The organism is Echinicola strongylocentroti, from assembly GCF_003260975.1.
GTDB lineage: Bacteria > Bacteroidota > Bacteroidia > Cytophagales > Cyclobacteriaceae > Echinicola > Echinicola strongylocentroti.
Genome location: NZ_CP030041.1, coordinates 3,023,887 through 3,049,505 on the forward strand (window position 1 = coordinate 3,023,887; position 25,619 = coordinate 3,049,505).

Below are 25,619 nucleotides of genomic sequence, written 5' to 3' on the forward strand. Positions count from 1 at the left end.
TGGTTGGTGGAGTCAGCGACTCAGTGCTGTTTGATGCTGGGAAGGAGACCACAAACAACTTGAAGCCTATTCAATTCAAGGAATTTGGGGACTATAAATGATTATTCCGTCCACAGCTATGCTTTGCCTAAATACCTTGATAAGTGATTTATACTGACCATTCTCATCCGTTTTTTTTAATTCAAAAACGTATCTTTTCTTTCCAGCATTAACTTTTAAAATCCTTACTGGCCAAAAAGCCTCATATAAAGAAAATATCCCTATAAACCCCAGTAGCCCAAACATAATCAACCAAACAAATAATACGCGCATAATTGAGCCAGTATTTTTAAAATTATCGTAACCACTTATAAAACCTTGACTTATTTCCAGCACAGTACTGGCTGAATAAATAGCCATACTGAGGAGGGCTATTCCAAAAAAACCAAGCAATAGTGGATTGTTAACTTTAGAGCCTTTGGTAAATTCTACCTTATCAATCTCCCGTAAAACTATCCGCTTATAGGGAAAACCTTTTCTTAGTAACACTAATTCCTGTCCTTCAATTCTAAATTGGGCTGTAGATATTGGAGTCATAAGTATTGAGTAGAAAGCATTGAGGTGCTTTTTTGGTTGGTGGAGTCAGCGACTCAGTGCTGTTTGGTGCTGGGGCGAAGACCTAGCACAACGTCCATAATTTTAAATTATCAGCTAACATTCATACATGTTGGTCTATCAAAATGGGATTTCCGTCAGGATCGGATAGGACGATGCTGGCTGGCCCTTTTGTTGATGGATTGGCTTCCTGGTCTAGCTGCAGACCACTTTCTTTAAGTTTTCGTTGAATTTCGCGGACATCATCAAAGCCTTCCAGCTTTTGGGCATTTTCATCCCAACCTGGATTGAAGGTAAGTATATTTTTGTCAAACATCCCCTGAAATAGGCCAATCGAGGCATTGCCATTTTTCATGATCAGGTAATGATGGTCTTCACTGCCGCCAAATACGGTAAACCCTAATTTTTCGTAAAACGATTTGGAAGCCTTTAGGTCCTTGACTGTAAGACTTATGGAAAAAGTACCGAGTTTCATGGTTGATCAATTTGGTTTCCCATGAATTTACGAATAATTGTGATAAGTAATTTCTATAATTTCTTGAATTTGCCCTTCTCTAATGTCATTGGGGCATCCACTTTGATAGTGTCCAACTTCAAACTGAAAAAGACTTTACTTTTACCATTTCTAGAAAATTCAAGTATTAGTCCAGAAATATACATTTTAAACTCCCTTGTACCTTCGCTTAGATCAACTTCTTTCCAATGCCATCTTCCCACTACTTCCTTATCCAGATAAGATACTTTTGCAGAAGAATCGGGCTTAAGCTCAAATCTCTTGATTCTTTTGTTGGGATCAGTTTCATCAAATGGATTTCCCGTATGTTCCCAGTTCCCAACCAATGCTGTCCTATCCAGCTCTCCAGGATTAGTTTTTTCTGAGAGATCTACTTTTACATAACTGTTTTTGTTTTGTTTCAGCCCATCCCCAGTACTTTTATCACTGCATGAATTGATACCGATGGCCAAAAGAACGATCAAAAAAACAACTGGCTTTTTCATTATATGTTAACGTAAAATTACAACAGGTAGCAATCAGGGAAATCGTTTTTAACCCAATGAAGTATTCAGGCAAAGAGCGTCAGACCGAGCGTAGTCGAAGTCCAACGTCTAGCCTTCGACTACGCTCAGGCTGACATCTCTTTACTATATAGTTTAAAAGCGATTTACCTAGGAGCAATGTATTAAATCATTGATTTTAAATCAATTACAGTCATTAAAATAGGTTAGAATGCAAGGTAAAAAAGTCATTATTACCAAAGTTGAGTGTTAAGCAATAATTAAATCCTCTAGTAACGCAAGCAACCTGATCAGGAAAATCATAAATTAACTGTTGCTGATCTGCCAACGTAAAATCAAAGTTGGGCAAGAGCATACAGGCCACTGATGCAAAACATCCTTAGCCATTACTTTGGCTGACACTTACCTCTTTTCACCTTATTTTCCGTTTTTCCCAGTACCACTGGATCACTTCATGGCTCAGTTTTCCAGCCAATTGCGGTTGCTGATCCGCTACGTTGGTGGTTTCATTGATATCCTTTTCCAGATCATAGAGCTCCAATTGGGTACTATCGGAATTGACCAATAATTTCCAGTTTTCATGGCGAACGGCCAAGTGAGGGCTTTGGTGATGGGGCTGACGGGGGCGGTTGAAGTGTTCATTTCTTCCAAAATCCCAGAAAAGGTCCTTGTTTCTGGACTGTGGGCTTTTGCCCGTTAGGGCTGTACTTAGATCCTGTCCTGAAAAGGCGTATCCATCCGGCAATTGGGCTCCCGTGAGGCTTGCCAAACTCGGCAGTAAATCAACTGCCGCAATAATAGTTTCGCTATCCGTTTGATCCTTTTGGATAGCTGCTGGCCAGCTGACGATAAATGGCATCCGTATTCCTCCCTCATACAGGCTGTTTTTAGAACCCCGCTGGCTGTTTGTGCGGATATGTTCATAAGTCGGGTAAGCACCATTATCACTGGTGAAGATGATCATCGTATTTTCGGCAATGCCCAATTCCTCCAGTCCGGCCATTAACTTGCCGATCTGCCGATCGTATTCTTTGAGTACGGGAATAAAGTTGGGCTTGCTCGGCCAGGTGTCTCGCTGATCATAAAATTCTTCATTGGGAATCCAGGGATCGTGCATATCATCGGGCCAAAAGTTCACAAAACAAGGTTGTTCTTTATTTCTTGCCAGAAAATCCAAGGTCTTGTCCACAAAATACCCTGTCCTTTCCCATCGCTCAATGCTGTCTTTCTCGCTCCAAATCCAGTTGGAAGCGGTGATCAGCTGATCAGGATCGGGGCCTTCATAGGTAGTGGTATATTCATCAAACCCATATTCGGTAATCTGCGGAGCATCGTCCACATCACGGCCACCGCCCATATGCCATTTTCCGACATGACTGGTTTTGTAGCCGACAGTCTTCAGCACGCGGGCCATGGATGGAGCAGCAGGATCCAAATAGTCAAATTGCTCGCAGTTCGCATTGCCTTTACGGCTGTGTAGGAATGTATTGATCCCCCATTCGGTCGGAAACATCCCCGTGGTAATACCGACGCGAGACGGTGAGCAAACTGGCGCTGCCGAATAATATTGGTTAAATTTCAGCCCATTGGCGGCCAGCTTATCAATATTTGGCGTGGTCACCCAGCCGCTATTATAACACGATAGGTCCCCAATGCCCATGTCATCCGTATAGATGATAATGATATGAGGCTTGGCAGTGGTTGTTTCTTGGGAAGTACTTTCACCACAGGACCAGAAAACAAGGCTAATACATGCTAATATCAGGTGTTTCATTTTGGGCTGTTTATTGTTATTGGTAATTAATACATTAATAGTCCAGTACTAATCTATGTATTTAATCGATTTAGTGCTATAATTATGAAGGATAATATTAAAATCCAGGGAAATCGCTTTTAACCCCATGAAGTTATTTAATTCAAGCAAAAAGAGTGATACCGAGCGTAGTCGAGGTCCAACGTCTAGTCCTCGACCCTACCTGGTGGATAGACCATAGCCGTCAGTTTAACCCGGATTATGCATTAGGAATCGTAGTGAGAGCTGAAATTGCAAGAAAATCAGTTTCAGGTCGCAACACCTGTGCGCCGTGGCGTAGATAGGCTAATACATATTCCGGGTTTAAGTTGATATTGGCACACCAGCTGCCACAAATACACCAACTTAGCTGTTCGGGATTTGGAATCCCGAACCGGAATAATGGGGATTTGTAATCCCCCTAGGCCATTTGTGAAGAGCACAAACATCAATAAGGATATAGATTTTCAGCAGCTTACTTGCGTTAGCCTAACGGCTATGGTTGGGTAGACAGGTCCGCTCAGGCTGACATCTCTTTACTAATAGTTTAAGAGCAATTTCCCTGTATTAAAACCGAATAATTGACACTTCCAGAAAATGTCCTGGCTGATTGAGATGTAAAACGGAGATTTTACAAGTTCCCGATTACACGCTTCGACCTGCTCAGGACAGGCAGTAGCGCCAGTAAGCACGCTCCGCTAGGAGCGTTAGCTTGGTAATAGAAAGTGGATAAAGCATCTCAACAGTGCAGTAGGTACTGGACACGGGTAAGGAAAGTAAATGTGATGTACCTACGGCACATAACAGAGGACTGATGCTCGTGGCTGTTACCAAGCTTTCATGCCTACGGTATGAGACGATAAAAACTGATAAAAAACCATCGTATAAATTAACCTATAAAAGAAATCACCATTATTTCCCAGCAGCAATGACCGCTAGATCCACTTGGGCAGCCCCGGCGGCCAGCAACACATTGGCGGCCACGGCGAGTGTTGCGCCAGTGGTCATCACGTCATCTACTAAAAGTAGTTTTTTATCCCTTACATCAGCAGCTGAAACCAATGAAAAAACATTCTCCACATTGGCGATCCGTTCCATTCTGGACTTATTGGTTTGGGTACTTGTGAACTTGGTACGTACAAGTGAGTCGTGGACAGGCGAGCCCAAGGCATCGGAAAGTCCCTCAGCAAACATCATGCTCTGATTATACCCTCTTCGCTTTTGTTTGGCAGGATGCAAGGGAATCGCAAATATCCCATCCCAAATATCTTTATAGCCACTTCTGACCAATTCTTCTCCGTACATTTTACCCAGTAGCACACCCATTTCGGGTTGGTTGCGGTATTTGAGCTGGTGGAGTAGTTGCTGACTGACACCCTTTTTGGTATACCGCAAAAAAGCCATCACACGACCAACCTGCGTTAGTCCCATGATTTTTATGGCCAAATCATTATTGTTCGGACGTTGGTGATAAGTAGTGGTGGGAAGTTGCACTTGGCATGACCTACAGACCAATTCTTCAAAATCAAACAGGCTGCTCCGACATACCGCACAGGTCTGCGGAAATACCAAAGCCAAAAAATCATTGAAAAATGTGAAACGCATTAGGAAAAAGGGTTGTTAGTTCTAATTGACAGGAAAATACCTGTTATATTTGCTATTTAGATAAAAACTATCCTATAAGTTAATGAATTTAGTCAACGAATTCAACGAGTACCGTGCGAAGATGAACGATAAGATCCTGGGAGAGGACAACAAAGTCATCAAAAGGATCTTCAATTTGGACACAAACGCCTTCAAAGAAGGTGCAGTGGATATCCAATCAAAGGAAATGATCGGCTTGGCCTGTTCGATGGTACTTCGCTGTGATGATTGTGTACGCTATCACTTGGGCAAATGCCACGAGGTAGGCCTGACAAAGGATCAGGTTTTTGAAGTATTTTCCATTGCCAACTTGATCGGAGGGACTATTGTCATCCCACACCTACGGAAAGCCGTTGAATACTGGGAGGAACTAGAAAACAAAGCAAACAAAGATGTTTAAAAAGGACCTGGACCTAGAAAAGCGCTGGAGCACACTCTTAAAGGGCCTCCATGAGCTGATCGGCAAGAAACCTGCTGACCTGAACGGTGTACTGTTCATCATTGGTGTCCAAGAGCTTGGCCAAGGGATGAAAAACTTCAGTAAGGAACAGAAACAAGACCTAATGCATATTGCGATATGTAAAGTGCTCAGCCTTTCTGGTTTTTATGAGTTGGATTTTATAGACCAGGATGGTTGGCCACATTGGAAACTGGTGAAGGAACTGCCGCATTTTGACATGCTAGAGCAAGAAAAATTACTTAAAATACAAGTCTTGGAATATTTCGAAAAAGAATTTGAAATAGACATTAAATAAAGTTTTTGCTAAGAATAAAAATATCGGTTTATCATATAAATCAATTTATAGTGATCAACTGAAAAGAAAATAAATCCATTATCTATGAATATCGTATCCTATAATGTCAACGGTATCCGAGCAGCAATGCGCAAAGGGTTTGGTGAATGGCTTACCGAAACCTCTCCAGATATCATTGGCTTACAGGAAATAAAAGCCAAAGAGGATCAAATAGAGATCGGTGTATTTGAAGACATGGGCTACCACTGCTATTGGTATCCCGCTGTGAAGAAAGGATACAGCGGTGTAGCTATCCTCAGCAAAATAAAACCAGAAAAGGTTACCTATGGAATGGGAGTGGACAAATACGATGACGAAGGCAGGATGATCAGGGCAGATTATGGTGATTTTTCCTTTATCAGTGCCTATTTCCCTTCCGGTACCACAGGAGGCATTCGGCAAGATTTCAAGTATGCTTTCTTGGATGATGTATTTGGCTTCACGCAGGATCTAAAGCGAACCTCGTCAAATTTGATTCTCAGTGGTGATTACAATATATGTCATAAGGCCATTGATATTCATACCCCTGTTGCAAATAAAAACACATCGGGTTTTTTACCAGAGGAAAGGGCATGGATGGACAAATTCACTGGAGCAGGTTTTGATGATAGTTTCAGACTATATAACCCATCTCCCCATGAATATTCCTGGTGGAGTTATCGTGCCAATTCCCGAGCAAACAACAAAGGTTGGCGGATAGATTATCATATGACGAGTTCTGACATGCAAGAAAGAGTAAAAGGAGCTAGGATAATGCCGGATGCAGTGCACTCTGATCATTGTCCCATCTTGGTAGAAATAGCGTAAAAGGAAATTTATAGGATATATTAACCATAAGACTTAATGAAATCGATCAAAATTTCTATTCCATCTCTCATTGAGAATATTAAGATCGTAGAAAGCTTCATTGATAATGCGAGGGAAAAATTCCAGATCAATGACGATATCTATGGCAACATCATGATTTCAGTAACAGAATGTGTCAGCAATGCCATTGTCCACGGCAACCAAGGAGATGCTAACAAAGCGGTAAATCTTGAAGTGAATTTCCTGGAAAACCAATTGAAATTCATCGTTGAAGATGAGGGGAAAGGTTTTGATTACGAAAACCTAAAAGACCCAACTGCACCAGAAAACTTGGAAAAGTCAGGTGGAAGAGGAGTATTCATCATGAAACACCTGAGTGATGAAGTGGATTTTGAAAATGATGGTAAGAAAACGATCCTTACATTCTACATGAATTGACCATGGCCATCAATTTCTTTCAAGAAGACATCAACTACAATTTACCACAAAAAAACCTTACCAAACGATGGCTAAGAGAAATAGGTCAAAAAGAGGGGTTCAAGATCACTGATCTAAACTACATTTTCTGCACTGACGAATACCTTTACCAGATAAACGTGGATTATTTAGACCACGATACCTATACAGACATCATCACCTTTGACAACTCCGAAGAAGAAAACCTGCTAGAAGGAGATATTTTCGTAAGCATTGAGCGCATTATAGATAATGCAAAAACACAAAACCAAGACACCTATAGAGAAACTATACGCGTAATCAGCCATGGACTTCTTCACCTTTGCGGCTACAAGGACAAAACCAAAGAAGAAGCCCAACTTATGAGAGCAAAAGAAGACGAAGCCATAAAACACTTCTTCGAACTAAAAGAAAATACTTAACGTTCCACGTGGAACGTTTACAAAACAAAAGTAGCAACAACTTACTGTTCCACGTGGAACACTAGTTAGCGATCATAGAATACAACCAACTGTTCCACGTGGAACAGTAATACAAAGAACCTAAAAGTTCCACGTGAAACAGTGAATCCATTCCAGATCAGATGTTTCACGTGGAACAATTAAAAAATATACACAATTATGTTTCCAGAATACGATGTAATAGTAGTTGGGGGAGGCCATGCAGGATGCGAAGCAGCTCATGCGGCAGCCAAAATGGGTAATTCGGTACTCTTATGTACCATGAATATGAACACTATTGCTCAAATGTCATGTAATCCAGCTATTGGTGGTGTGGCTAAAGGACAAATTGTTCGTGAAATTGATGCACTCGGTGGAATGACAGGTATCATTTCCGATAAATCCATGATCCAATTTCGAATGCTCAACAGGTCTAAAGGCCCTGCTATGTGGTCCCCAAGATCACAAAATGACCGAATGCGCTTTGCCGAAGAGTGGAGATTGGCATTGGAAGGCACACCAGGCGTGGACTTTTGGCAAGAAATGATCTCTGGTTTGGTCGTAGAAGACAAAAGGGTAGTGGGTGTAAAAACTGGTATCGGCCTTGAAATAAAGGCTAAATCAGTAGTTCTTACCAATGGGACATTTCTCAACGGACTCATACATATAGGAGAAAAGCAGTTTGGAGGAGGCAGAACTGGTGAAGCTGCAGCCAAAGGAATTACGGAACAATTAGTGGACCTAGGTTTTGAAGCAGGAAGAATGAAGACCGGTACACCCCCAAGAGTGGATGGAAGGTCATTAGATTACTCCAAAATGGAGGTTCAATACGGCGATGAAAAACCAGAAAAATTCTCCTTTTCTGATGAAACATCTACTTTAAAAGAACAACGAACCTGCTGGATAACTTATACCAATAAAGAAGTACACGAAACATTGGAGACGGGATTTGATCGGTCACCGATGTTTAATGGACGTATTCAAGGATTAGGACCACGGTATTGTCCATCGATAGAGGATAAAATCAACCGCTTTGCTGAAAGGGACCGACACCAAATCTTTGTAGAGCCTGAAGGTTGGGATACAGTAGAAATCTACGTCAATGGCTTCTCTACATCACTCCCGGAAGATGTCCAATACAAAGCAATCCGAAAAATAGCTGGTTTTGAGAACTGCAAAATGTTCCGTCCAGGCTATGCGATCGAATACGACTTTTTCCCACCAACGCAGTTAAAATTAACACTAGAAACACAACTGGTAGAAAATCTCTTCTTTGCAGGGCAGATCAACGGAACCACAGGATACGAAGAAGCAGGCTGCCAAGGACTCATAGCAGGTATCAATGCAGCTAGAAAGGTACAGGAAGAAAGTCCCTTCCTGCTAAAAAGATCCGATGCCTACATCGGAGTACTTATCGATGACCTCATCAATAAAGGCACCGAAGAACCTTATAGGATGTTTACCTCAAGGGCTGAATTCAGACTTTTACTTAGACAAGATAATGCTGATTTGCGATTGACAGAACTTGGTCATTCTATAGGTTTAGCTTCAGATGAGCGATTGGAGAAAATGCTGGACAAGAAAAATGATACCGCCAAACTGATCAATGATCTTAAGCAAAAGAAACTAAGTCCAGAAAGCATCAATTCAGGACTGGAAGAAAAAGATACTGCTACGATCAAAGAAAAGATCACCGTAGAAAAGCTGCTTAAAAGGCCACAACTGGGACTAACATCCATAAAGAAATTAGACCCAGACATCGATCAATACCTATCAAAATACCCACAAGAAGTACTAGATCAAGCGGAAATACAAATAAAATACAACAGCTATATCGAAAAGGAAAAACAAATGGTAGAGAAACTCAATAGCATGGAAAACTTCAAAATACCGTCCAGCTTTGACTACCTCGCCATTCCAGCACTGTCTGCTGAAGGAAAGCAGAAATTGCATAAAATACGTCCCGAAACCCTCGGGCAAGCATCCAGAATCAGTGGTGTATCACCAGCTGATCTGTCCATTCTCACGGTTTATTTAGGAAGATAACATGTACGAAAGATTAACCAACTGTCCACTTTGTGAAAGTGGACTTTTTATTAATCATATGGTGGTGAAAGACCACAGCGTCTCTGACGAATCATTTAGCATTTGTAAATGTAGCAATTGCGATTTTTTATTTACCAACCCAAGACCAAGCCAGAAAAATATCGGCCAATATTACGAATCAAAGGACTATATTTCCCATACTGATAAATCAAATAATCTCGTTAACCTCATCTACAAACAGGTAAGAAAAATAACCTTACAGCAAAAGGTAAACTGGATTACGAAGTATTCAGAGAAAAAAGGAAGACTATTGGATTACGGTTGTGGGACTGGCCATTTTCTTCATCATGCCAGCACCAAAGGATGGGAGGGAATAGGCTATGAACCTAGTGAAGAAGCGACAGAAATCGCTCGTGGCAAATTTAACCTCCAACTATATCCTAAATTGGAATCATTGGAAAATGAAAAGAAATTTGATGCCATCACACTTTTTCATGTCCTCGAACACGTCCACGATCTAAGAGGTACAATGAAGTTCCTTCTTCAACGATTAAAGAAAAGGGGAACACTTTTCCTGGCAGTACCAAACAATGCTTCCTACGACGCCGCGTTATTCAAAGAGCATTGGGCAGCTATGGATGTGCCGAGACACTTGTACCATTTCACCAGGCCCACGATGCGAAAATTAGCAGAGGAGTTTGACTTACGCATCACTGCAGAAGAACCCATGCCATTTGACAGTTACTATGTATCCATTCTATCCAACAATATAAAATATAATAAGAAAAATCTTATAAATTCATTTTTAACAGGATATAAATCAAACAAATTAGCTAAAAACAACAACAATAACTATTCAAGCATATTGTTTATATTAAAGAAGAAATGAACAATAGAAAACACTATATCAGCCTAATATTAGCTACCACAGCCCTACTACTCTGCTACGCCTGCGCAAAGCAAAGTTCCCCAATGGGTGGCCCCAAAGACGAAGAACCTCCCAAACTGCTTTCATCAAATCCCAAAGACCAAAGCCTCAATATCAAGCCAGAAAATGTGACGCTGGTCTTCGATGAATTTATAAAGACCGAAAATCCCCAACGGAATGTCATCATCACACCAAGCTTGGACAAGAGCAAAATGGAGTTTCTTGCGCTCAAGAATGAGCTCCGCATCAAAATTGGTCAAGAGTTGGAAGATAGCACTACCTATGTCTTTAACTTCCAAAAAAGCATACAAGACATATCAGAAAGCAATCCTGCTGAAAACTTAAAACTGGTCTTCTCCACAGGAAATTTGATTGATAGTCTCCGATTTATTGGGAAGGTTTCCTTCTTATTTCCTCAGCAAAAACCTAATATGGAAGATGTCATCGTGGGACTATATAGGATAGAGGACGATACTATGGATGTATTTACAGATCCACCCTATTATCTCACACAAACAGATTCTACTGGGAATTTTGAAATCACTAATATCAAAGGAGGCCAATATAGAGCATATGCCTGGCAGGACGATAACAACACGTCCAAGGCCGAAGACAAAAGTGAGCCTTATGCCTTTATCGCTGACACCATCAACATCATGGAGGATGTATCTGGAAGCTATTTTAACTTGTTTAAAGGCGATCTATCTGATTTTAAAATCAATCGTACATCATCCATAGGAAGAACCTTTGATGTAGTCCTCAGCAAGTACCCAGCCACCTTAAAAGTCAATCATCCTGATCTCGGCACATCATTATATTATAGAGTCAATGAAAAGAACATCCGCTTTTATCATACATCATTGCGGGAGGATAGTACACAGGTATCTATAAGTGTCAGGGATTCTGTAGGATTTGGCGTAGATACCACTTTTTATGCATCCTTTATGGAAAGTGACAGAAGACCCGAAAACCTAACACCTACCATAGCTAAAGACAAAGACTTCTTAAAAGACATCAACACATCCATTTCATTTAATAAACCCATTAAAGATATTGTTTATGATTCATTATTCATCCAATACGATACAGCATCATTCATTAAAATCGAGCCGAGACATATAAGTTTTAAAGACAGTTCATTGCGGTCAACATTATTATTCTCCATACCGGTAAATGATACTTTGTCAACAACAAATTACCAGTTCTATGCCTCTGACTCCACCTTTATTGACATCGAAGATCAATTCAACGAAAAGGAAATCAAAACAACGTTTACTAAACTAGATCCAGAAAACCTTGCTGATGAAGTAACAGGCAAAATAATGGTTGAGGAACTACCAATCATCGTCCAACTTCTAAGTAAAAATGGTGAAGTATCACGTGAAACAATTTTAAGAGATCAGTATAATTACAGCTTTAAGAAGATCAAAGCAGGCGAGTACATGGTAAGGGCCATTATAGACCGCAACGATAATGGCAAGTGGGATCCTGGCAACTACAATGAACTCCGGCAGCCTGAACCTATTTACTATTACCGTGACACTGAAAACCAATCTTACCTTATACTCCTTAGAGGAAAGTGGACCAACCAAAACATCAATATTATGCCTACACCAGAATCAGGTCTGCTAAGGAAAAATAATGGCAATACCACGACGGATACCATTCCGAAAATGGACCAAAATACTGACAAAACGGCTGTAGATAACTCACAAAAATAGTGTGAATAACTGTCTATAACATATGGACAAATCAAGGGTTATCCCAAAAGTGAATTGGCTTTTGGGATAATTTTTTTTGGCCTATGGATAACCACAATTTTATAAACCTCTATCCACAATTGTACACACACAAATTAATGAACACTAAATCGAATGGTTATTTATGCACAAATTAAGGGTTCTTACATACTACCATTCATATCCAACCTGTTGCAAGTGGATAAGCTGTGGACAATAGGTGAATTAAACATGAATAAGAAAGGCATAACATGTGGGTAAATAAAAACAACCAACTTACCCACAAATCCACACTATAATAACTGTAATAGTTTTTTATTTAAAAAAAGAATATAATATAAATATAAAGGGTGTGGAAAGTGGAAGAAAACCCAAAATCCCATTTGATAGAGATGTCATGACAGATTAAAATGTCAGTAAATTTAAATTCAATCAATTGGCAAAAAATCTGTTTACAGTAAATAAAAATGGATAACTTTAACTTTTGAAAAGGTTAGACGCCAGCCTAAGCATGCACTACTCCTGTCAAAGAAAATTCAGTCACTATGAAGAGAGGGTTAATACTTACACTGTTAATAATTTCGGTTTTTGATATAGCACTATTTGCACAGGATAGTACATCGCAAGAAAAAATTTATTTTACGGATTTTTATATTTCGGCCGGATACAGAAATCAGCCTTACACAGAGCTAAACAATTACCTAAGTGGACAAGGTTACCAAACGTTCGAAAAGCAAACAGCAACATTGGGAGGTGGAATATCCTATGTGGCCATGTCAAGATTGGGGATTTTTGCAGAGGCTGATTTTAACTTGAACAAAAAAAGGTTCAGCAATGATTACGTAAATTATCGATACTTGCCTGTCCATGTGACGGCAGGTTTACAATATCACTGGAAAAATAGCCTCACCAAGGATTGGAGATTTTACCCAAAAGTGGGAATATACTATGGGACGACCTCACTGGATCTTATTGCCAAAGATCTGGAGTCAGACTTCAATGAAAACCTGATGGGAAATATGAACACCAGCTTCCTATATCAGCGGAACCTTGGTCTCAACTTTAGCCTGAATGCGGATAAGTTGTTAGGCGCATTTCTCAAACCAACGACCCAAGTGGGCGTGTATTCCAGGATGGGCTTGCAAGTAGGATACATGCTAAATCTCTATTCCAGTGTGACCAAGCTCAGAAGGAATTTTAGTGCAGACCTTCGCAAAGACCTGATAATCTCTAATGCACCGGCGTTTGATCCAAGTGCATTTTATGTGAAACTGAATTTTGCCATTGGCAAGTTTGAGAAATCGAGCGATTGAAATGGCTCCAAGTATTTCCCTTGACATGAGAAAAATTTATAGCCTCGTAGCCCTTTTTCTAGGATTGCAGTGCATTGTATTGGCCAAGACCGATACCGTACAAGTCCACAGCGATGCGATGGACAAGGATGTGCCTAATCTGATCATTACGCCCAGTGGCTATTCCAGCTCGACCACTTATCCATCCGTATATTTGCTCCATGGAGCTGGTGGCGACTACACCACTTGGGCAAGGATTGCCGATTTGCAGCAATATGCGGACCGCTACGGCCTTATCATCGTCTGTCCTGATGCAGGAGTCACCAGTTGGTATTTCGACAGCCCTATAGACCCTAAAATGCAATATGAGTCTTACGTCGCTTCCGAATTGGTCGCTTGGGTGGATGACCATTATGCTACCAAGCCAGATCGTGCCTATCGTGCCATTACGGGCTTGAGCATGGGCGGTCATGGAGGACTTTATCTGGGCTTTCGTCATCAAGATGTCTGGGGAGCTGTGGGAAGTACAAGTGGCGGTGTGGACATCCGGCCGTTTCCGTTGAATTGGGACATCGCCAAAAGGTTGGGATCTTATGCTGAAAACAAGGAAGTCTGGGAGGAAAATAGTGTCATCAACATGCTCCACCTGCTGGATGGAAAAACCTTGGACATCATCTTTGATTGCGGCCGCCATGATTTTTTTTATGATGCCAATGTACGTCTGCACGAAAAGATGGAAGAGCGTAATATTCCCCACGATTTTATCTCACGACCCGGAGTGCACAATGCCGAGTATTGGCAAAATGCCATCGCCTATCAACTGCTATTTTTCAATAGTAAATTTGAAGCCAGGAAGAAATAGACAGTATATTACTTAGTATAGGTCAATTTTGCATAATTTAGGAGAAATAGTTATATGTTTTTCTCTTACAAAATTGTGTACTTTAGGTTTTTAGTATTTGTATTATTTTGATCAATTTTTATGGATAACTACTTTTTGAAACCTAAACCCTATCCCAGCATGGCAGAAAGCTGGGGAATAACGGGGCTGATGGTACTTTCTATGCTAGTATTTTCGCCACTGTTTATTGGGCTTCGACTTATTTTGGATGAAGGGCTTTCATTTTTACTCTATTACATATTTGTATTTTCAATTCCACTATTGCTCTTTAAGGCCAAACGTAAGAAAAGAAATGGAGATGCGTCATTTAACTTTGCGATTGGTAATTTGAGGATTGCAGCACTTGTAATACTCTGCACGACGTCTATGCTATTTGCGATTACCACTCCATTGGTGAGTTTGATCCCTATGCCGGAGGTATTTAGGGAGATTTTTGAAGGAATGCATTATTCTGGTATTTTTTCGCATGTGGCCATCGTAGTAGCTGCTCCTCTTTTAGAAGAACTGATCATGCGGGGCATTGTTCTTGATGGATTGTTAAAACGATATGATCCTGTGAAATCGATTCTTCTTTCAAGTTTTCTTTTTGGAATCCTGCACCTTAATCCCTGGCAATTTATTTCTGCCTTTGTAATAGGGATATTTGCCGGCTGGGTGTATTGGAAAACAAAGCGAATCTCCTTAGCCATATTGATCCACATGACCAATAATCTCATGGCCTTATTGATATCGTTAACGAATAAAGATACCCCTACGTTGGATGGCAGTTTTTTAGATACTTATGGTGGCTCCTTTTATGCCGTCATGATCATTGTGGTGGGCTTAATTACCTTTGCTGGATGCATTTACCTTTTGAAGAAAGAATTTCTAAAGGAAAAAGTAAAAGTACCTGACGAGGTAAATATCACCCCCGCAGCGAAATTCTGGGAGTAGGGAATAGCGGGTGGCTGAGCGTAGCCGAAGCCACCGAAAACCAGCCTCATCCGAGATAGTAAATTGTTGCTCACAGTAACCACGGAAATCTCAGAAAAACCCTACTTCATTCTGGGGGTTCTGTGCATTCCCTGAGCTTAGCCATTTCGGTTCCATAGCGAAGAGATCCTCACTCGCAGAGCGAATCGGTCTTCGTTCCCAGAGTGTAGCAATCCTCGTTCCCTGAGCGAATCAATCCTCGATCCCAGAGTGTAGCGATCCTCGTTCCCAGAGCGAATCGATCCTCGGTCCCTGAGCGTAGCCGAAGGGATCGAAGGCGGATTAACAAAACATAACGCGACAATGAAAGGATACATGTACATTTTAGCCTGCGCAAATGGAGCTTTTTATACAGGAAGCACGGTTGATTTGGGTAAGAGATTGGCTGAGCATCAAGCTGGATTTGGGGCTAACTTTACTAGAAAATACCTTCCAGTAGAACTGGTATATTTTGAGGAATATGCTAGAGTAGATCAAGCTTTTTACAGAGAGAAACAAATCCAGGGTTGGGGACGGAGCAAGAAAATAGCGTTGATTAATGGAGATTTGGATAAATTACACAATTTATCAGCATGTCAGAATAAGACGCATTTCAAAAATTATAATAGCAAAAAGGAGTAAATTACTGGTTTTTGGTGGCTTGTGGCTTCGGCTACGCTCAGCCACCGGAGTTTGGTCAACGGAGTCCAGCCAGCGAAGCTTAATCATTGGAATCCGGCCATTAGCGTTTCCGCACTAATGCTTAACAACCGAAACATAGCGATGGAAACCTGTCACCGAAGTAAGTTTTTCGAAGCTCATCCGCACATTCGTTCCCTATACGAAATCGTCTATCGTTCCCAGAGCGAATCGATCCCCGGTCGCAGAGCGTAGCGATCCTCGTTCCCTGAGCGAAGCGATCCCCGGTCCCTGAGCGTAGCCGAAGGGATGGGGATTTGAAGATATATCCAAATACATCTACTTTTTATGACCGCAAGGACATCAGCCTCATCCGAGATAGTAAATTCTTGCTCATAGTAACCACGGAAATCTCAGAAAAACCCTACTTCATTCTGGGTGTTCTGTGCGTTCCGTGAGAAATAAAACCTACTGGCAAGAAAGTCGTTAATAAAACGCATATGAGTATAAAAGAACTGCTTCAAATCAAAAACCACCGTCCATGGACACTTCCGCAAGGAGGCTGGAAGTATTACCAAGAGTGGAATGATGCCATTTTTTTGCATTGGCAAGTAGAAGAACAGGAACTAAGGAAATGGGTTCCTGATACATTGGAAATAGACTTGTTTGAAGGAAAGGCCTGGGTTTCTGTGGTAGCTTTCGATATGGAGCGGATTAGGCCAAAAGTACTCCCTGCTTTCTCACCGATATCTAATTTTCATGAAATCAATATCCGCACTTACGTCAATTACAAAGGAAAACAAGGCGTATATTTTTTGAGTATAGAAGGCAGCAAAAGATTATCCTGTCAAATGGCCAAGAGTCTTTCCGCTTTGCCTTATCGGTATTCGGTGATGAAAAGGAAGCAGGGAATGTATCGGTCCACGAATGATCCATTAGAAGATAGGTTACATTTAGATTTTGAAATAGGTGCATCAGTAAAACAAAAAAGTCAACTGGAATGGTGGCTGATGGAAAGATACGCCCTGTTTCAGGATAGCCCTGGCGCAATCAATGCTTACGAAATCCATCATGCACCATGGCCAGCTAAGAAAGTAACGTTAACATCCATCGAGCTAAATTACCCACGATTCAGCGAGCTTTTCTCTGGTCGTCCTGACTTGTGTCATTATTCCAGTGGGGTACAGGTTTTGGCATGGGGCAATGAAAAATATCTTAGCGAAAATGTAGCACTGGAAAGTAATGGGAATTAACCGCAATCTTCACTAGTCCTTCTCCACGGTCTTTTCCATGCAGAGCGAGGCTAGGGATTACTTAAACCCTGATTATGCATTAGGAATCGTAGTGAGAGCTGAAATTGCAAGAAAATCAGTTAGTTTGGAGGCATTAGCGTAGCACCGCTACGGTTATGCCGAAAACTAAAGTGAAACGGCTGATTTTAAAGCAGTTTAAGGTCGCAACAGATAGGCTAATGCATATTCCGGGTTAAATATAGTAAAGAGAAAAGGTAAGTTAGCGTGATTGGTATAAAGAGGTGAGAAGAAGAAAATTCATTAGAAACATAGCTCTGGGGAGTATGGGCGTTGGTGCGCTGACTACTGGCTATGCGTATAAGTTGGAGCCATTTTGGTTGGAATTTGTGCATAGGAGCATGCCTGTTGCCAATTTGCCGGAAAGCCTTATAGGAAAAACGGTGATGCAAATCAGTGATATTCATGTAGGAAACCGATTTGATTACCGTTACATCATTGATTCATTTCAGAAAGCTCAACAGTATGATCCTGATTTTGTGGTGTATACTGGTGACTATATAACTTACGAAGGTGAGGAACAGTTTCGACAGTTAGCTGAAGTGATGAAATTTGTAGTAAAGGGGCGATTTGGTACAGTGGGGATTTTGGGAAACCATGATTATGGCAAAAACTGGTCAGAGCAGCATGTAGCCGATACAGTAACAAAAGTACTTTCAAATTCAGGGATAGAGGTATTAAGCAATGAACAACAAACATTCAATGGTTTAAACATAATAGGTTTGGATGATTATTGGGGACTTAATTTTGGTCCGTCAGATTTGATGGGAAAGATAGATGACCAAATGGCCAATTTGGTGCTGTGCCATAATCCAGATGTTTGTGATTTAGACGTATGGAATGGCTATAGAGGATGGATTCTTTCTGGCCATACGCATGGTGGTCAGTGCAAACCACCGTTTTTGCCACCACCTTTATTACCAGTGGAGAATAAACAGTATTCTTCAGGGCAAATAGAGCTGGGTGATGGGCGCAGGTTATACATTAACAGAGCACTAGGCCACTTATGGCAAATTCGCTTCAATGTCAGGCCAGAAATTACCCTCTTTCGGTTGGAGAGTGCTAATCCGGGGTGACCTGTAAAATAGCGTATCGACTTTATTTTACTCTTGTCTTTTGGAATCGCTAATAATGGACTAATTTTCGAAGTAAACCTAAGCGATACCATGAAGAAAGAAATATACTGGTTGGCCGGGACATTGGTCCTTGTGATTGTACTGCACCTATTTCATTTTGGCTGGGAAGGCTTTCAGCCAGATACACAGTTTGACCTGCAAGTGTTTGACTCTTACTTTGCGATGAGCAGTCTTTATTTTTTGTGGCCCTTTGCCGTGACCTGTTTCTTTTTGGTGTATTTGGTAAAAGTGATGGCCATGGCCTTTAGTAGCGGACCTGCCAATTTGATCTTGATGATTGCTTCCATTTTTCTGTTCCTGTTTACCACACGTGGCGGCTTGATCATGGGCGGTGTGCTTCAAGGTGAATCCCTGGTCAATTTTGCCACAGCAATGGTGGTGGTCCAATTAGTTTTACTCGTGCTTTTGGCTTACACGGCCTTTAGGACTGGAAACCTGAAAAAATATGGGTCGTGAGTCACACAGGAGTTCAGGATGGATTACACAGCTTAACCTAATAGCGTCGGCATGAATGATCAACTGCTCAAAAACATAGCAAAATACGTCACACTCAGTCCCGATGAGATTGATCTTTTTCGCACCTTCTGGACGGAGAAGACACTTCTGAAGGGAGACTATCTGCTGAGAAATGGAGAGGTGTCCAAAAGTGATAACTACGTGGTCACCGGCGCACTTAAGGCATTTTATATTTCAGATAAGGGCAATGAGGAGATTTTGTACTTTGCCATTGACGATTGGTGGGCGACAGACATCTTGAGTTTTCAAAAACAAACACCTTCCATTTACACTATTCAAGCATTGGAAGATACCTTGTTATTACAAATTCACCGTGATTCTTTTCAGGAAATGCTGCAACGCATTCCAACCTTAGAGACCTATTTTAGAAGTATTCTGGAGAGCTATGTGGGGAGTTTACAGCAGCGCATTATCACCAGCAATTCAAGTAATGCTGAACAGAACTATATTGATTTCATAGAGAAATATCCAAAAATATCGGCCAAAGTACCCCAATACCTGATAGCTTCTTACTTGGGTGTAACACCGGAATTTATCAGCCGCATAAGAAAAAGAAAGTAATACTGATTGAACTAGGTCAATTTTTTTGTGGCACCTGATGGGGATTTTTGTAGGGTAAACTAACTGCAAAAATCATATGAAAAAGGTATTGATCATTAACGCTAGCGTCAGGAATGAAAGATCACATAGCCGTAAGCTGGCGCGATTGTTCATGGAAAATTGGCAAGAAAAAAATCCAGCTGATTCCTTTACCAACAGAGAAGTAGGGCTAAGTGAAATTCCCCCAGTGGATGAAGGCTGGATAGCCAGTGCTTTCATCGATCCTGAAGCAAGAAATAGCGAAAACCAAAAAGGAGTGGCTTTCAGCAATGAGCTGATAAAAGAACTAAAAGGCCACGATGTCTACGTAATCGCCACTCCCATGTACAATTGGTCTATTCCAAGCGGGCTGAAAGCCTATATTGATCAGGTCATGAGGATCAACGAAACGTGGAAATTCCGTTCGGGGCAGCCAGATGGAGACTACGTGGGCTTGTTGAAAAACAAGCAATTGTTCATTCTTTCCAGCAGAGGTGACACCGGCTATGGTGAAGGGGAAAAGAATGGGCACATGAATTATCAAACGACCTATTTGAAATTTATTTTTGGAATGATGGGAGTAAAGAATGCTAGCGTTATTTCCTTGGATAATGAAGAATTTGGAGGTGATCGATTTGAAAAATCCAAACTGGCGATTTATCAGAAAATCAAGGCAATCTAGCCTTACTCGTTTTGGGAAGACTGGCGATGAGTATTATTGGCCAGCCTTTTCAAGGCAAGTGGAAAGCGAACGATGGATTCCAAAGGTTACTTTTGTGCTTTCGATATTTCAAATTCCGACCATTACTTTCCTATTTTACAGTCTTATAACCTCCTAACGTTCCATCCTTTAAACCCAAAGGTTCTCCAATTTTTTTAACCAAAAATAGTATGCATGCATACAAAATTATTAGTATATTACGTTATGCTAATACAGCAATGAACTGAGACAATGAAACCTGAAGAAACCGTAGATTTCCACATCAAATCTGCCTGGCATGCCATCTCGCGCATGTACAACCAGAAGGCAGTCGAAGAGGGATTTACCACCTCCATCGGGTTTGTACTTATCAATATCAATTCGCATGAAGGCACTCCTGCCACCAAGATAGCCCCGCTGATGGGGCTGGAGTCAAGGAGCATTACCCGCATGCTAAAATCCATGGAGGAGCGAGGCCTGATTTGCCGCAGGCCTGATCCTGATGACAAGCGATCGGTCCGTATTTTTCTGTCCCCTGAGGGCAAGCGGAAAAAGGAAAAATCCATCGAAACCATTCAAGCATTTAACCACGCCATCCGGGATGTGGTCACCAAAAGGGAAATGGAAATATTCTTTCGGGTTTTTGAAAAGATCAACCAAGTAATCGAGCATCAATAAACTGACCATATAGTTCCGCTACGGCGGATCCATCTAAAAATCATTTTAACCTATGAAGAGAGCCATTCAAAAAGTAGCCATTTTAGGTTCAGGAGTAATGGGATCCAGGATTGCCTGTCACTTTGCCAATATCGGCGTGAAGGTACTTTTGCTGGATATTTTGCCCAAAGAACCCACTGAAGCCGAAAGTAAAAAGGGACTGACACTGGAGGACAAAGCTGTCCGAAACAGACCGGTGAACGATGCCCTGCAAAAGACACTTAAGTCCAAGCCTTCTCCCATCTATGACAAGGACTTTACCGACCGTATCCAGACCGGTAATTTTGAAGATGACCTTCCCAAGATCAACCAGTACGACTGGGTGATCGAAGTGGTCGTGGAGCGATTGGACATCAAGCAGTCGCTGTATGAAAAAGTAGAACTGCACCGTAAGCAGGGAACCCTGATCACTTCCAATACCTCTGGCATTCCGATGCAGATGCTGTGCGAAGGCAGGAGTGAAGACTTCCAGACCCATTTCTGCGGGACACACTTTTTTAATCCCCCGCGCTATTTGAGGTTATTGGAAATTATCCCTGGCCCCAAAACCGATCCTGCTATCATCGATTTTCTGATGGAATATGGGGACCGTTTTCTCGGTAAAGAAACCGTGCTGTGCAAGGATACACCAGCATTTATCGCCAATCGTATCGGAGTCTATGCGATGATGTCCAGCATGCACATCATCGAAGAGATGAAAATGGGTGTTTCGGAAGTGGATAAGCTGACCGGCACGGTCATCGGTCGTGCCAAATCTGCCACCTTCCGCACCATGGATGTGGTGGGACTGGACACCATGGTCAATGTGGCCAATAACCTCAGCAAGGCCCTACAAAAAGATGAATCCAAAGACCAGTTTAAGCTACCAAAAACAGTCCAATTCCTCTCCGACAAAGAATGGTTGGGAGATAAAACGGGTCAAGGGTTCTTCCATATGATCCGCCACAAGGATGGCAGCAAAGAGCTGAAAGAAATCGATCTCCAGACGCACGAATATAAACCCGCCGAAAAGCCCAAATTCAAGGCCCTGGAAGCGTCAAAGGAAATCAATGACCTGAAGAAGCGGATCAAATTTTTGGTGAACTTTGATGACGAGGCGGGCGAGTTTTATCGGGCGACCTTTTACGACCTATTCCGTTATTGCTCGTTACGTATTCCGGAGATTTCGGATGAATTGTACCGCATCGATCAGGCCGTTTGTGCAGGATTTGGATGGGAATATGGACCATTCGAAAATTGGGATATCCTAGGTGTAAAGGATACGGTCCAGAAAATGGAGGATGCTGACCAGAAGCCTGCCGATTGGGTGTACGAAATGTTGGAGGCCGGAAATGACAGCTTCTATCGTGTCGAAAATGGCCATCGCCAGTATTATGATATCCCTTCCAAATCCTACAAGGACATTCCAGGTCAGCAGGAATTTATCCTCTTGGACACGCTCAAAGCTGCCAACAAAAAAATCTGGGATAATGCCGGTGCCACCATTTATGATTTGGGTGATGATGTGATCGGTTTGGAATTCCACACCAAAATGAATTCCCTCGGTCAAGAGGTGATCGAAGGCATCAATACAGCCATTACCATGGCAGAGAAGGATTATAAAGGCTTGGTGATCGGAAATGAAGGCCCCAATTTTTCTGCTGGCGCCAATCTGGCCATGTTGTTTATGTTTGCCGGAGATCAGGAATATGATGAGATCAATCTGATGATTGCCCAATTCCAGAAGACCATGATGCGTGTGCGCTACAGCAGTGTTCCGGTGGTCGTGGCTCCGCACAATATGGCTTTGGGCGGCGGCTGCGAGATGTCCCTGCATGCCGATGCCGTACAAGCACATGCCGAGCTGTATATGGGCTTGGTGGAGTTTGGCGTTGGGGTGATCCCTGCTGGAGGAGGCACCAAGGAAATGACCCTTCGTTTTTCCAATGCCATCCACAGTGGTGATGTGGAAGTGAATAGATTGCAAGAATACTTTATGAACATCGCCATGGCAAAAGTATCCACTTCTGCTGAAGAAGCTCGTGGCCTCGGTTACCTTCAGGCCAAAGATGGCATCACCCTTAACCGCAAGCGGCAATTTGCAGAAGCCAAAGACAAAGTCATCGAACTGTACGATGAAGGCTACACCCAACCCGTACAGCAAACCAATATTAAAGTACTGGGCAAAACCTCCCTGGCCTTGTTCGAAGCTGGGATCACGGGGATGCAATATGGCTCCTATATTTCTGACCACGATGCGAAGATTGCCAGAAAACTCGCTTGGGTCATGAGCGGCGGAGACCTGTCACAAGCCAATGAAGTCAGCGAACAGTATCTACTGGACCTGGAAAGGGAAGCCTTCCTCAGCCTTACCGGAGAGAAAAAAACCCTTGAGCGCATCCAAAGCATCCTTTTCAAGGGAAAACCACTTAGAAATTAGAATAGATAAAAGAAAGAGACAAGAAAAAAGAGTAAAGAACAAAGAGACCTAAAACCATAAACCATGCATAATTTCAGAAACCTTAAAGTGTGGCAAAAGTCAGTTGACTTTGCTGTTAAAATCTATCTCGAAACAAAAGAGTTTCCAAAAGAGGAGAAATTTGGAATGGTTTCGCAAATGAGAAGGGCGCGAGTTTCTGTCCCTTCCAACATTGCTGAAGGAAGTGCGAAATCCTCTGGTAAAGCTTTTAGCAATTCATTGGAAATAAGCTTGGGTGAAAGCTACGAACTCGAAACACAACTGGAAATAAGCAAACGTGTAGGATTGCTGGATGAAGAAAAATCAAGTTCACTGCATGAAGATTTAGTAGAGATTCAACGCATGATTAACGGTCTGAAATCCAAAGTCGAGTCTTGACTCTTTTTTCTTTCCTCTTGGTTCTTTAACAACAGACAAACTATTAAACGAAAACGATATGGAAGCTTACATAATCAATGGATATAGAACAGCAGTGGGAAAAGCCAAGAAAGGTGGATTCCGCTTTTATAGGCCGGATGATCTGGCCGTGGATGTGATCAAAGAGTTGATCGCCGATACACCTGGCCTGGAGCCCGACATGGTGGATGACCTGATCGTGGGCAATGCCGTGCCGGAAGCAGAGCAGGGAATGCAGATGGGAAGGATGATTTCCCTGATGGCATTGGGCAAGGTGGTGCCGGGATTTATCGTCAACCGATATTGTGGTTCTGGCTTGGAGGCCATCGCCCTGGCCACGGCAAAGATCAAATCTGGTATGGCGGACTGTATCATCGCAGGAGGTACCGAGTCCATGTCCATGGTACCGATGATGGGTTACAAGACAGCGCTCAACTGGAAAATCGCTTCTGAACATCCCGACTATTACCTCAGCATGGGGCTGACCGCTGAGGAATTGGCCAAAGACTACAATATCTCCCGGGAAGATGCGGATCAGTTTGCCGTGACTTCTCACGAGCGTGCCATCAGCGCCATCAAAGAAGGAAGGTTTAAGGACGAAATAGTTCCGATCCAAGTGGAGGAAACCTATGTGGACGAATCAGGCAAACGGCAGACGAGATCCTTTACCGTGGATACTGACGAAGGTCCGCGGCCAGGAACGAGCATGGATGTGTTGGGAGGCCTAAAACCAGCCTTCAAGCAAGGAGGACAAGTCACTGCAGGCAATTCCTCGCAGACATCGGATGGTGCGGCCTTTACCTTGGTGATGTCCGAGCGGATGGTCAAAGAGCTCAATTTGGAGCCAGTGGCTCGACTGGTGAGCTATGCCGTGGCGGGTGTGGATCCTCGCATCATGGGCATCGGCCCGAAAGAAGCCGTGCCAAAAGCATTGAAGCAGGCAGGAATGAAAATGAACGATATCAGTTTGGTAGAGCTGAATGAGGCCTTCGCCGCGCAGGCACTTGCCGTGATCCGCGAACTCGACATGAACCACGAAATCGTCAATGTAAATGGTGGTGCCGTAGCACTTGGTCATCCACTGGGCTGCACAGGAGCCAAGCTCACCATCCAAATGATCAATGAACTACGCCGAAGAAATCAAAAATACGGCATGGTCACCGCCTGCGTCGGAGGCGGCCAAGGCGTAGCCGGAGTGGTGGAGTTGCTGAAGTAATTTTGAGTTGGGATAGTGAGTCTTGAGATTGGAGTAATGAGTCTTGAGTCTTGAGACGTGAGACAAATTTTCGTTATTAACCAATAAAATATTAGGTAGAATTTAGTTTTGAGGAATGCAACGGAATTAGTAGGACTTAAATAACCTGTTTATGAATAATTATAAAGAATTGAATGTTTGGAAACGATCAATAAAACTGGCAGTTAAGATTTATAGCGTAACGATGGGGTTGCCAGTGGAAGAAAAATTTGGTTTGATTTCGCAAATGCGGAGGTCTGCCGTTTCTATTCCATCGAATATTGCTGAAGGATCAGGCAGAAATACGGATAAGGAATTTTCTAGGTTTTTGAGTATTTCTTATGGTTCATTGTGTGAACTGGAAACTCAAATAATCATTTCAAATGAACTTGGTTTTATTAAGGGTGTTGATGCTGAATATTTTGCGAGAGAAATAGATGAGTTACAAAAAATGACTTTTTCATTGATCAACAAATTTTCAGCCTGATAGAGCTTTTTAATCTCATATCTCAATTCTCATATCTAAAATCTAA

General features: G+C 42.1%; 27 protein-coding genes. 22 read left to right on the forward strand and 5 right to left on the reverse strand.

The window, feature by feature from the left end:
• Nucleotides 1-75: 75 nt before the first annotated feature.
• From DN752_RS11710 to DN752_RS11730, 5 genes are all read right to left on the reverse strand, one after another.
• Nucleotides 76-576, reverse strand: coding sequence for a hypothetical protein (locus DN752_RS11710; protein WP_112784112.1), 501 nt, complete (start codon nt 574-576; stop codon nt 76-78).
• A gap of 121 nt (nt 577-697) precedes the next feature.
• Nucleotides 698-1,069 (reverse strand): VOC family protein, encoded by a 372-nt coding sequence (locus DN752_RS11715; RefSeq protein WP_112784113.1) that lies wholly within the window; start codon nt 1,067-1,069, stop codon nt 698-700.
• Nucleotides 1,070-1,122: 53 nt separating this feature from the next.
• Nucleotides 1,123-1,593 carry a hypothetical protein gene (locus tag DN752_RS11720; RefSeq protein WP_112784114.1) on the reverse strand — a complete coding sequence of 157 codons (471 nt, stop codon included), beginning with the start codon at nt 1,591-1,593 and terminating at the stop codon, nt 1,123-1,125.
• A gap of 430 nt (nt 1,594-2,023) precedes the next feature.
• Entirely contained in the window at nt 2,024-3,385 is a 1,362-nt protein-coding gene (locus tag DN752_RS11725; protein ID WP_112784115.1) for a sulfatase family protein, read from the reverse strand.
• 930 nt (nt 3,386-4,315) lie between these two features.
• Entirely contained in the window at nt 4,316-5,008 is a 693-nt protein-coding gene (locus tag DN752_RS11730) for a ComF family protein (RefSeq protein ID WP_112784116.1), read from the reverse strand.
• 82 nt (nt 5,009-5,090) lie between these two features.
• Here DN752_RS11730 and DN752_RS11735 point away from each other — a divergent pair, with 82 nt between their 5' ends.
• From DN752_RS11735 to DN752_RS11840, 22 genes are all read left to right on the forward strand, one after another.
• Nucleotides 5,091-5,447 (forward strand): carboxymuconolactone decarboxylase family protein, encoded by a 357-nt coding sequence (locus DN752_RS11735; RefSeq protein WP_112784117.1) that lies wholly within the window; start codon nt 5,091-5,093, stop codon nt 5,445-5,447.
• Nucleotides 5,440-5,802 carry a hypothetical protein gene (locus DN752_RS11740; protein ID WP_112784118.1) on the forward strand — a complete coding sequence of 121 codons (363 nt, stop codon included), beginning with the start codon at nt 5,440-5,442 and terminating at the stop codon, nt 5,800-5,802. The genes DN752_RS11735 and DN752_RS11740 overlap by 8 nt, the downstream gene beginning before the upstream one ends.
• A gap of 84 nt (nt 5,803-5,886) precedes the next feature.
• Entirely contained in the window at nt 5,887-6,648 is a 762-nt protein-coding gene (locus tag DN752_RS11745; RefSeq protein ID WP_112784119.1) for an exodeoxyribonuclease III, read from the forward strand.
• A gap of 36 nt (nt 6,649-6,684) precedes the next feature.
• Nucleotides 6,685-7,086: an ATP-binding protein gene (locus DN752_RS11750; RefSeq protein ID WP_112784120.1), complete on the forward strand. Its 402-nt coding sequence runs from the start codon at nt 6,685-6,687 to the stop codon at nt 7,084-7,086.
• Between the two features lie 2 nt (nt 7,087-7,088).
• Nucleotides 7,089-7,526: an rRNA maturation RNase YbeY gene (gene ybeY / locus DN752_RS11755; RefSeq protein WP_112784121.1), complete on the forward strand. Its 438-nt coding sequence runs from the start codon at nt 7,089-7,091 to the stop codon at nt 7,524-7,526.
• Nucleotides 7,527-7,724: 198 nt separating this feature from the next.
• Nucleotides 7,725-9,590 carry a tRNA uridine-5-carboxymethylaminomethyl(34) synthesis enzyme MnmG gene (gene mnmG, locus DN752_RS11760; protein WP_112784122.1) on the forward strand — a complete coding sequence of 622 codons (1,866 nt, stop codon included), beginning with the start codon at nt 7,725-7,727 and terminating at the stop codon, nt 9,588-9,590.
• Between the two features lies 1 nt (nt 9,591).
• Nucleotides 9,592-10,479, forward strand: coding sequence for a class I SAM-dependent methyltransferase (locus tag DN752_RS11765; protein WP_112784123.1), 888 nt, complete (start codon nt 9,592-9,594; stop codon nt 10,477-10,479).
• Nucleotides 10,476-12,239 (forward strand): Ig-like domain-containing domain, encoded by a 1,764-nt coding sequence (locus DN752_RS11770; RefSeq protein WP_245949517.1) that lies wholly within the window; start codon nt 10,476-10,478, stop codon nt 12,237-12,239. Before DN752_RS11765 ends, DN752_RS11770 begins: the two co-directional genes overlap by 4 nt.
• 563 nt (nt 12,240-12,802) lie before the next feature.
• The gene (locus DN752_RS11775; RefSeq protein ID WP_112784124.1) at nt 12,803-13,570 is read left to right on the forward strand and encodes a hypothetical protein; all 768 of its coding nucleotides are present in this window, start codon (nt 12,803-12,805) and stop codon (nt 13,568-13,570) included.
• Nucleotides 13,571-13,595: 25 nt separating this feature from the next.
• The gene (locus DN752_RS11780; RefSeq protein WP_112786520.1) at nt 13,596-14,411 is read left to right on the forward strand and encodes an alpha/beta hydrolase; all 816 of its coding nucleotides are present in this window, start codon (nt 13,596-13,598) and stop codon (nt 14,409-14,411) included.
• 159 nt (nt 14,412-14,570) lie between these two features.
• Nucleotides 14,571-15,383 carry a CPBP family intramembrane glutamic endopeptidase gene (locus tag DN752_RS11785; protein ID WP_162633196.1) on the forward strand — a complete coding sequence of 271 codons (813 nt, stop codon included), beginning with the start codon at nt 14,571-14,573 and terminating at the stop codon, nt 15,381-15,383.
• Between the two features lie 342 nt (nt 15,384-15,725).
• A complete protein-coding gene (locus DN752_RS11790; RefSeq protein ID WP_112784126.1) occupies nt 15,726-16,043 on the forward strand; it encodes a GIY-YIG nuclease family protein in 318 nt (105 codons plus the stop codon).
• 497 nt (nt 16,044-16,540) lie between these two features.
• Entirely contained in the window at nt 16,541-17,293 is a 753-nt protein-coding gene (locus DN752_RS11795) for a YqjF family protein (RefSeq protein ID WP_112784127.1), read from the forward strand.
• A gap of 281 nt (nt 17,294-17,574) precedes the next feature.
• Complete coding sequence (locus DN752_RS11800) at nt 17,575-18,426, forward strand: metallophosphoesterase (RefSeq protein ID WP_211324206.1); 852 nt, start codon at nt 17,575-17,577, stop codon at nt 18,424-18,426.
• A gap of 90 nt (nt 18,427-18,516) precedes the next feature.
• Entirely contained in the window at nt 18,517-18,942 is a 426-nt protein-coding gene (locus tag DN752_RS11805; RefSeq protein WP_112784129.1) for a hypothetical protein, read from the forward strand.
• Between the two features lie 51 nt (nt 18,943-18,993).
• The gene (locus DN752_RS11810; RefSeq protein ID WP_112784130.1) at nt 18,994-19,563 is read left to right on the forward strand and encodes a Crp/Fnr family transcriptional regulator; all 570 of its coding nucleotides are present in this window, start codon (nt 18,994-18,996) and stop codon (nt 19,561-19,563) included.
• Nucleotides 19,564-19,639: 76 nt separating this feature from the next.
• Nucleotides 19,640-20,263, forward strand: a complete 624-nt coding sequence (locus DN752_RS11815) for an FMN-dependent NADH-azoreductase (protein WP_112784131.1) — start codon at nt 19,640-19,642, stop codon at nt 20,261-20,263.
• A 270-nt stretch (nt 20,264-20,533) separates the two neighbouring features.
• Complete coding sequence (locus DN752_RS11820; protein ID WP_112784132.1) at nt 20,534-20,959, forward strand: MarR family winged helix-turn-helix transcriptional regulator; 426 nt, start codon at nt 20,534-20,536, stop codon at nt 20,957-20,959.
• Nucleotides 20,960-21,011: 52 nt separating this feature from the next.
• Nucleotides 21,012-23,417: a 3-hydroxyacyl-CoA dehydrogenase/enoyl-CoA hydratase family protein gene (locus tag DN752_RS11825; protein ID WP_112784133.1), complete on the forward strand. Its 2,406-nt coding sequence runs from the start codon at nt 21,012-21,014 to the stop codon at nt 23,415-23,417.
• Between the two features lie 63 nt (nt 23,418-23,480).
• Complete coding sequence (locus DN752_RS11830) at nt 23,481-23,834, forward strand: four helix bundle protein (protein WP_112784134.1); 354 nt, start codon at nt 23,481-23,483, stop codon at nt 23,832-23,834.
• Between the two features lie 58 nt (nt 23,835-23,892).
• Nucleotides 23,893-25,068, forward strand: a complete 1,176-nt coding sequence (locus tag DN752_RS11835; protein ID WP_112784135.1) for a thiolase family protein — start codon at nt 23,893-23,895, stop codon at nt 25,066-25,068.
• A 151-nt stretch (nt 25,069-25,219) separates the two neighbouring features.
• Nucleotides 25,220-25,573 carry a four helix bundle protein gene (locus DN752_RS11840; RefSeq protein ID WP_112784136.1) on the forward strand — a complete coding sequence of 118 codons (354 nt, stop codon included), beginning with the start codon at nt 25,220-25,222 and terminating at the stop codon, nt 25,571-25,573.
• Nucleotides 25,574-25,619 lie beyond the last annotated feature (46 nt).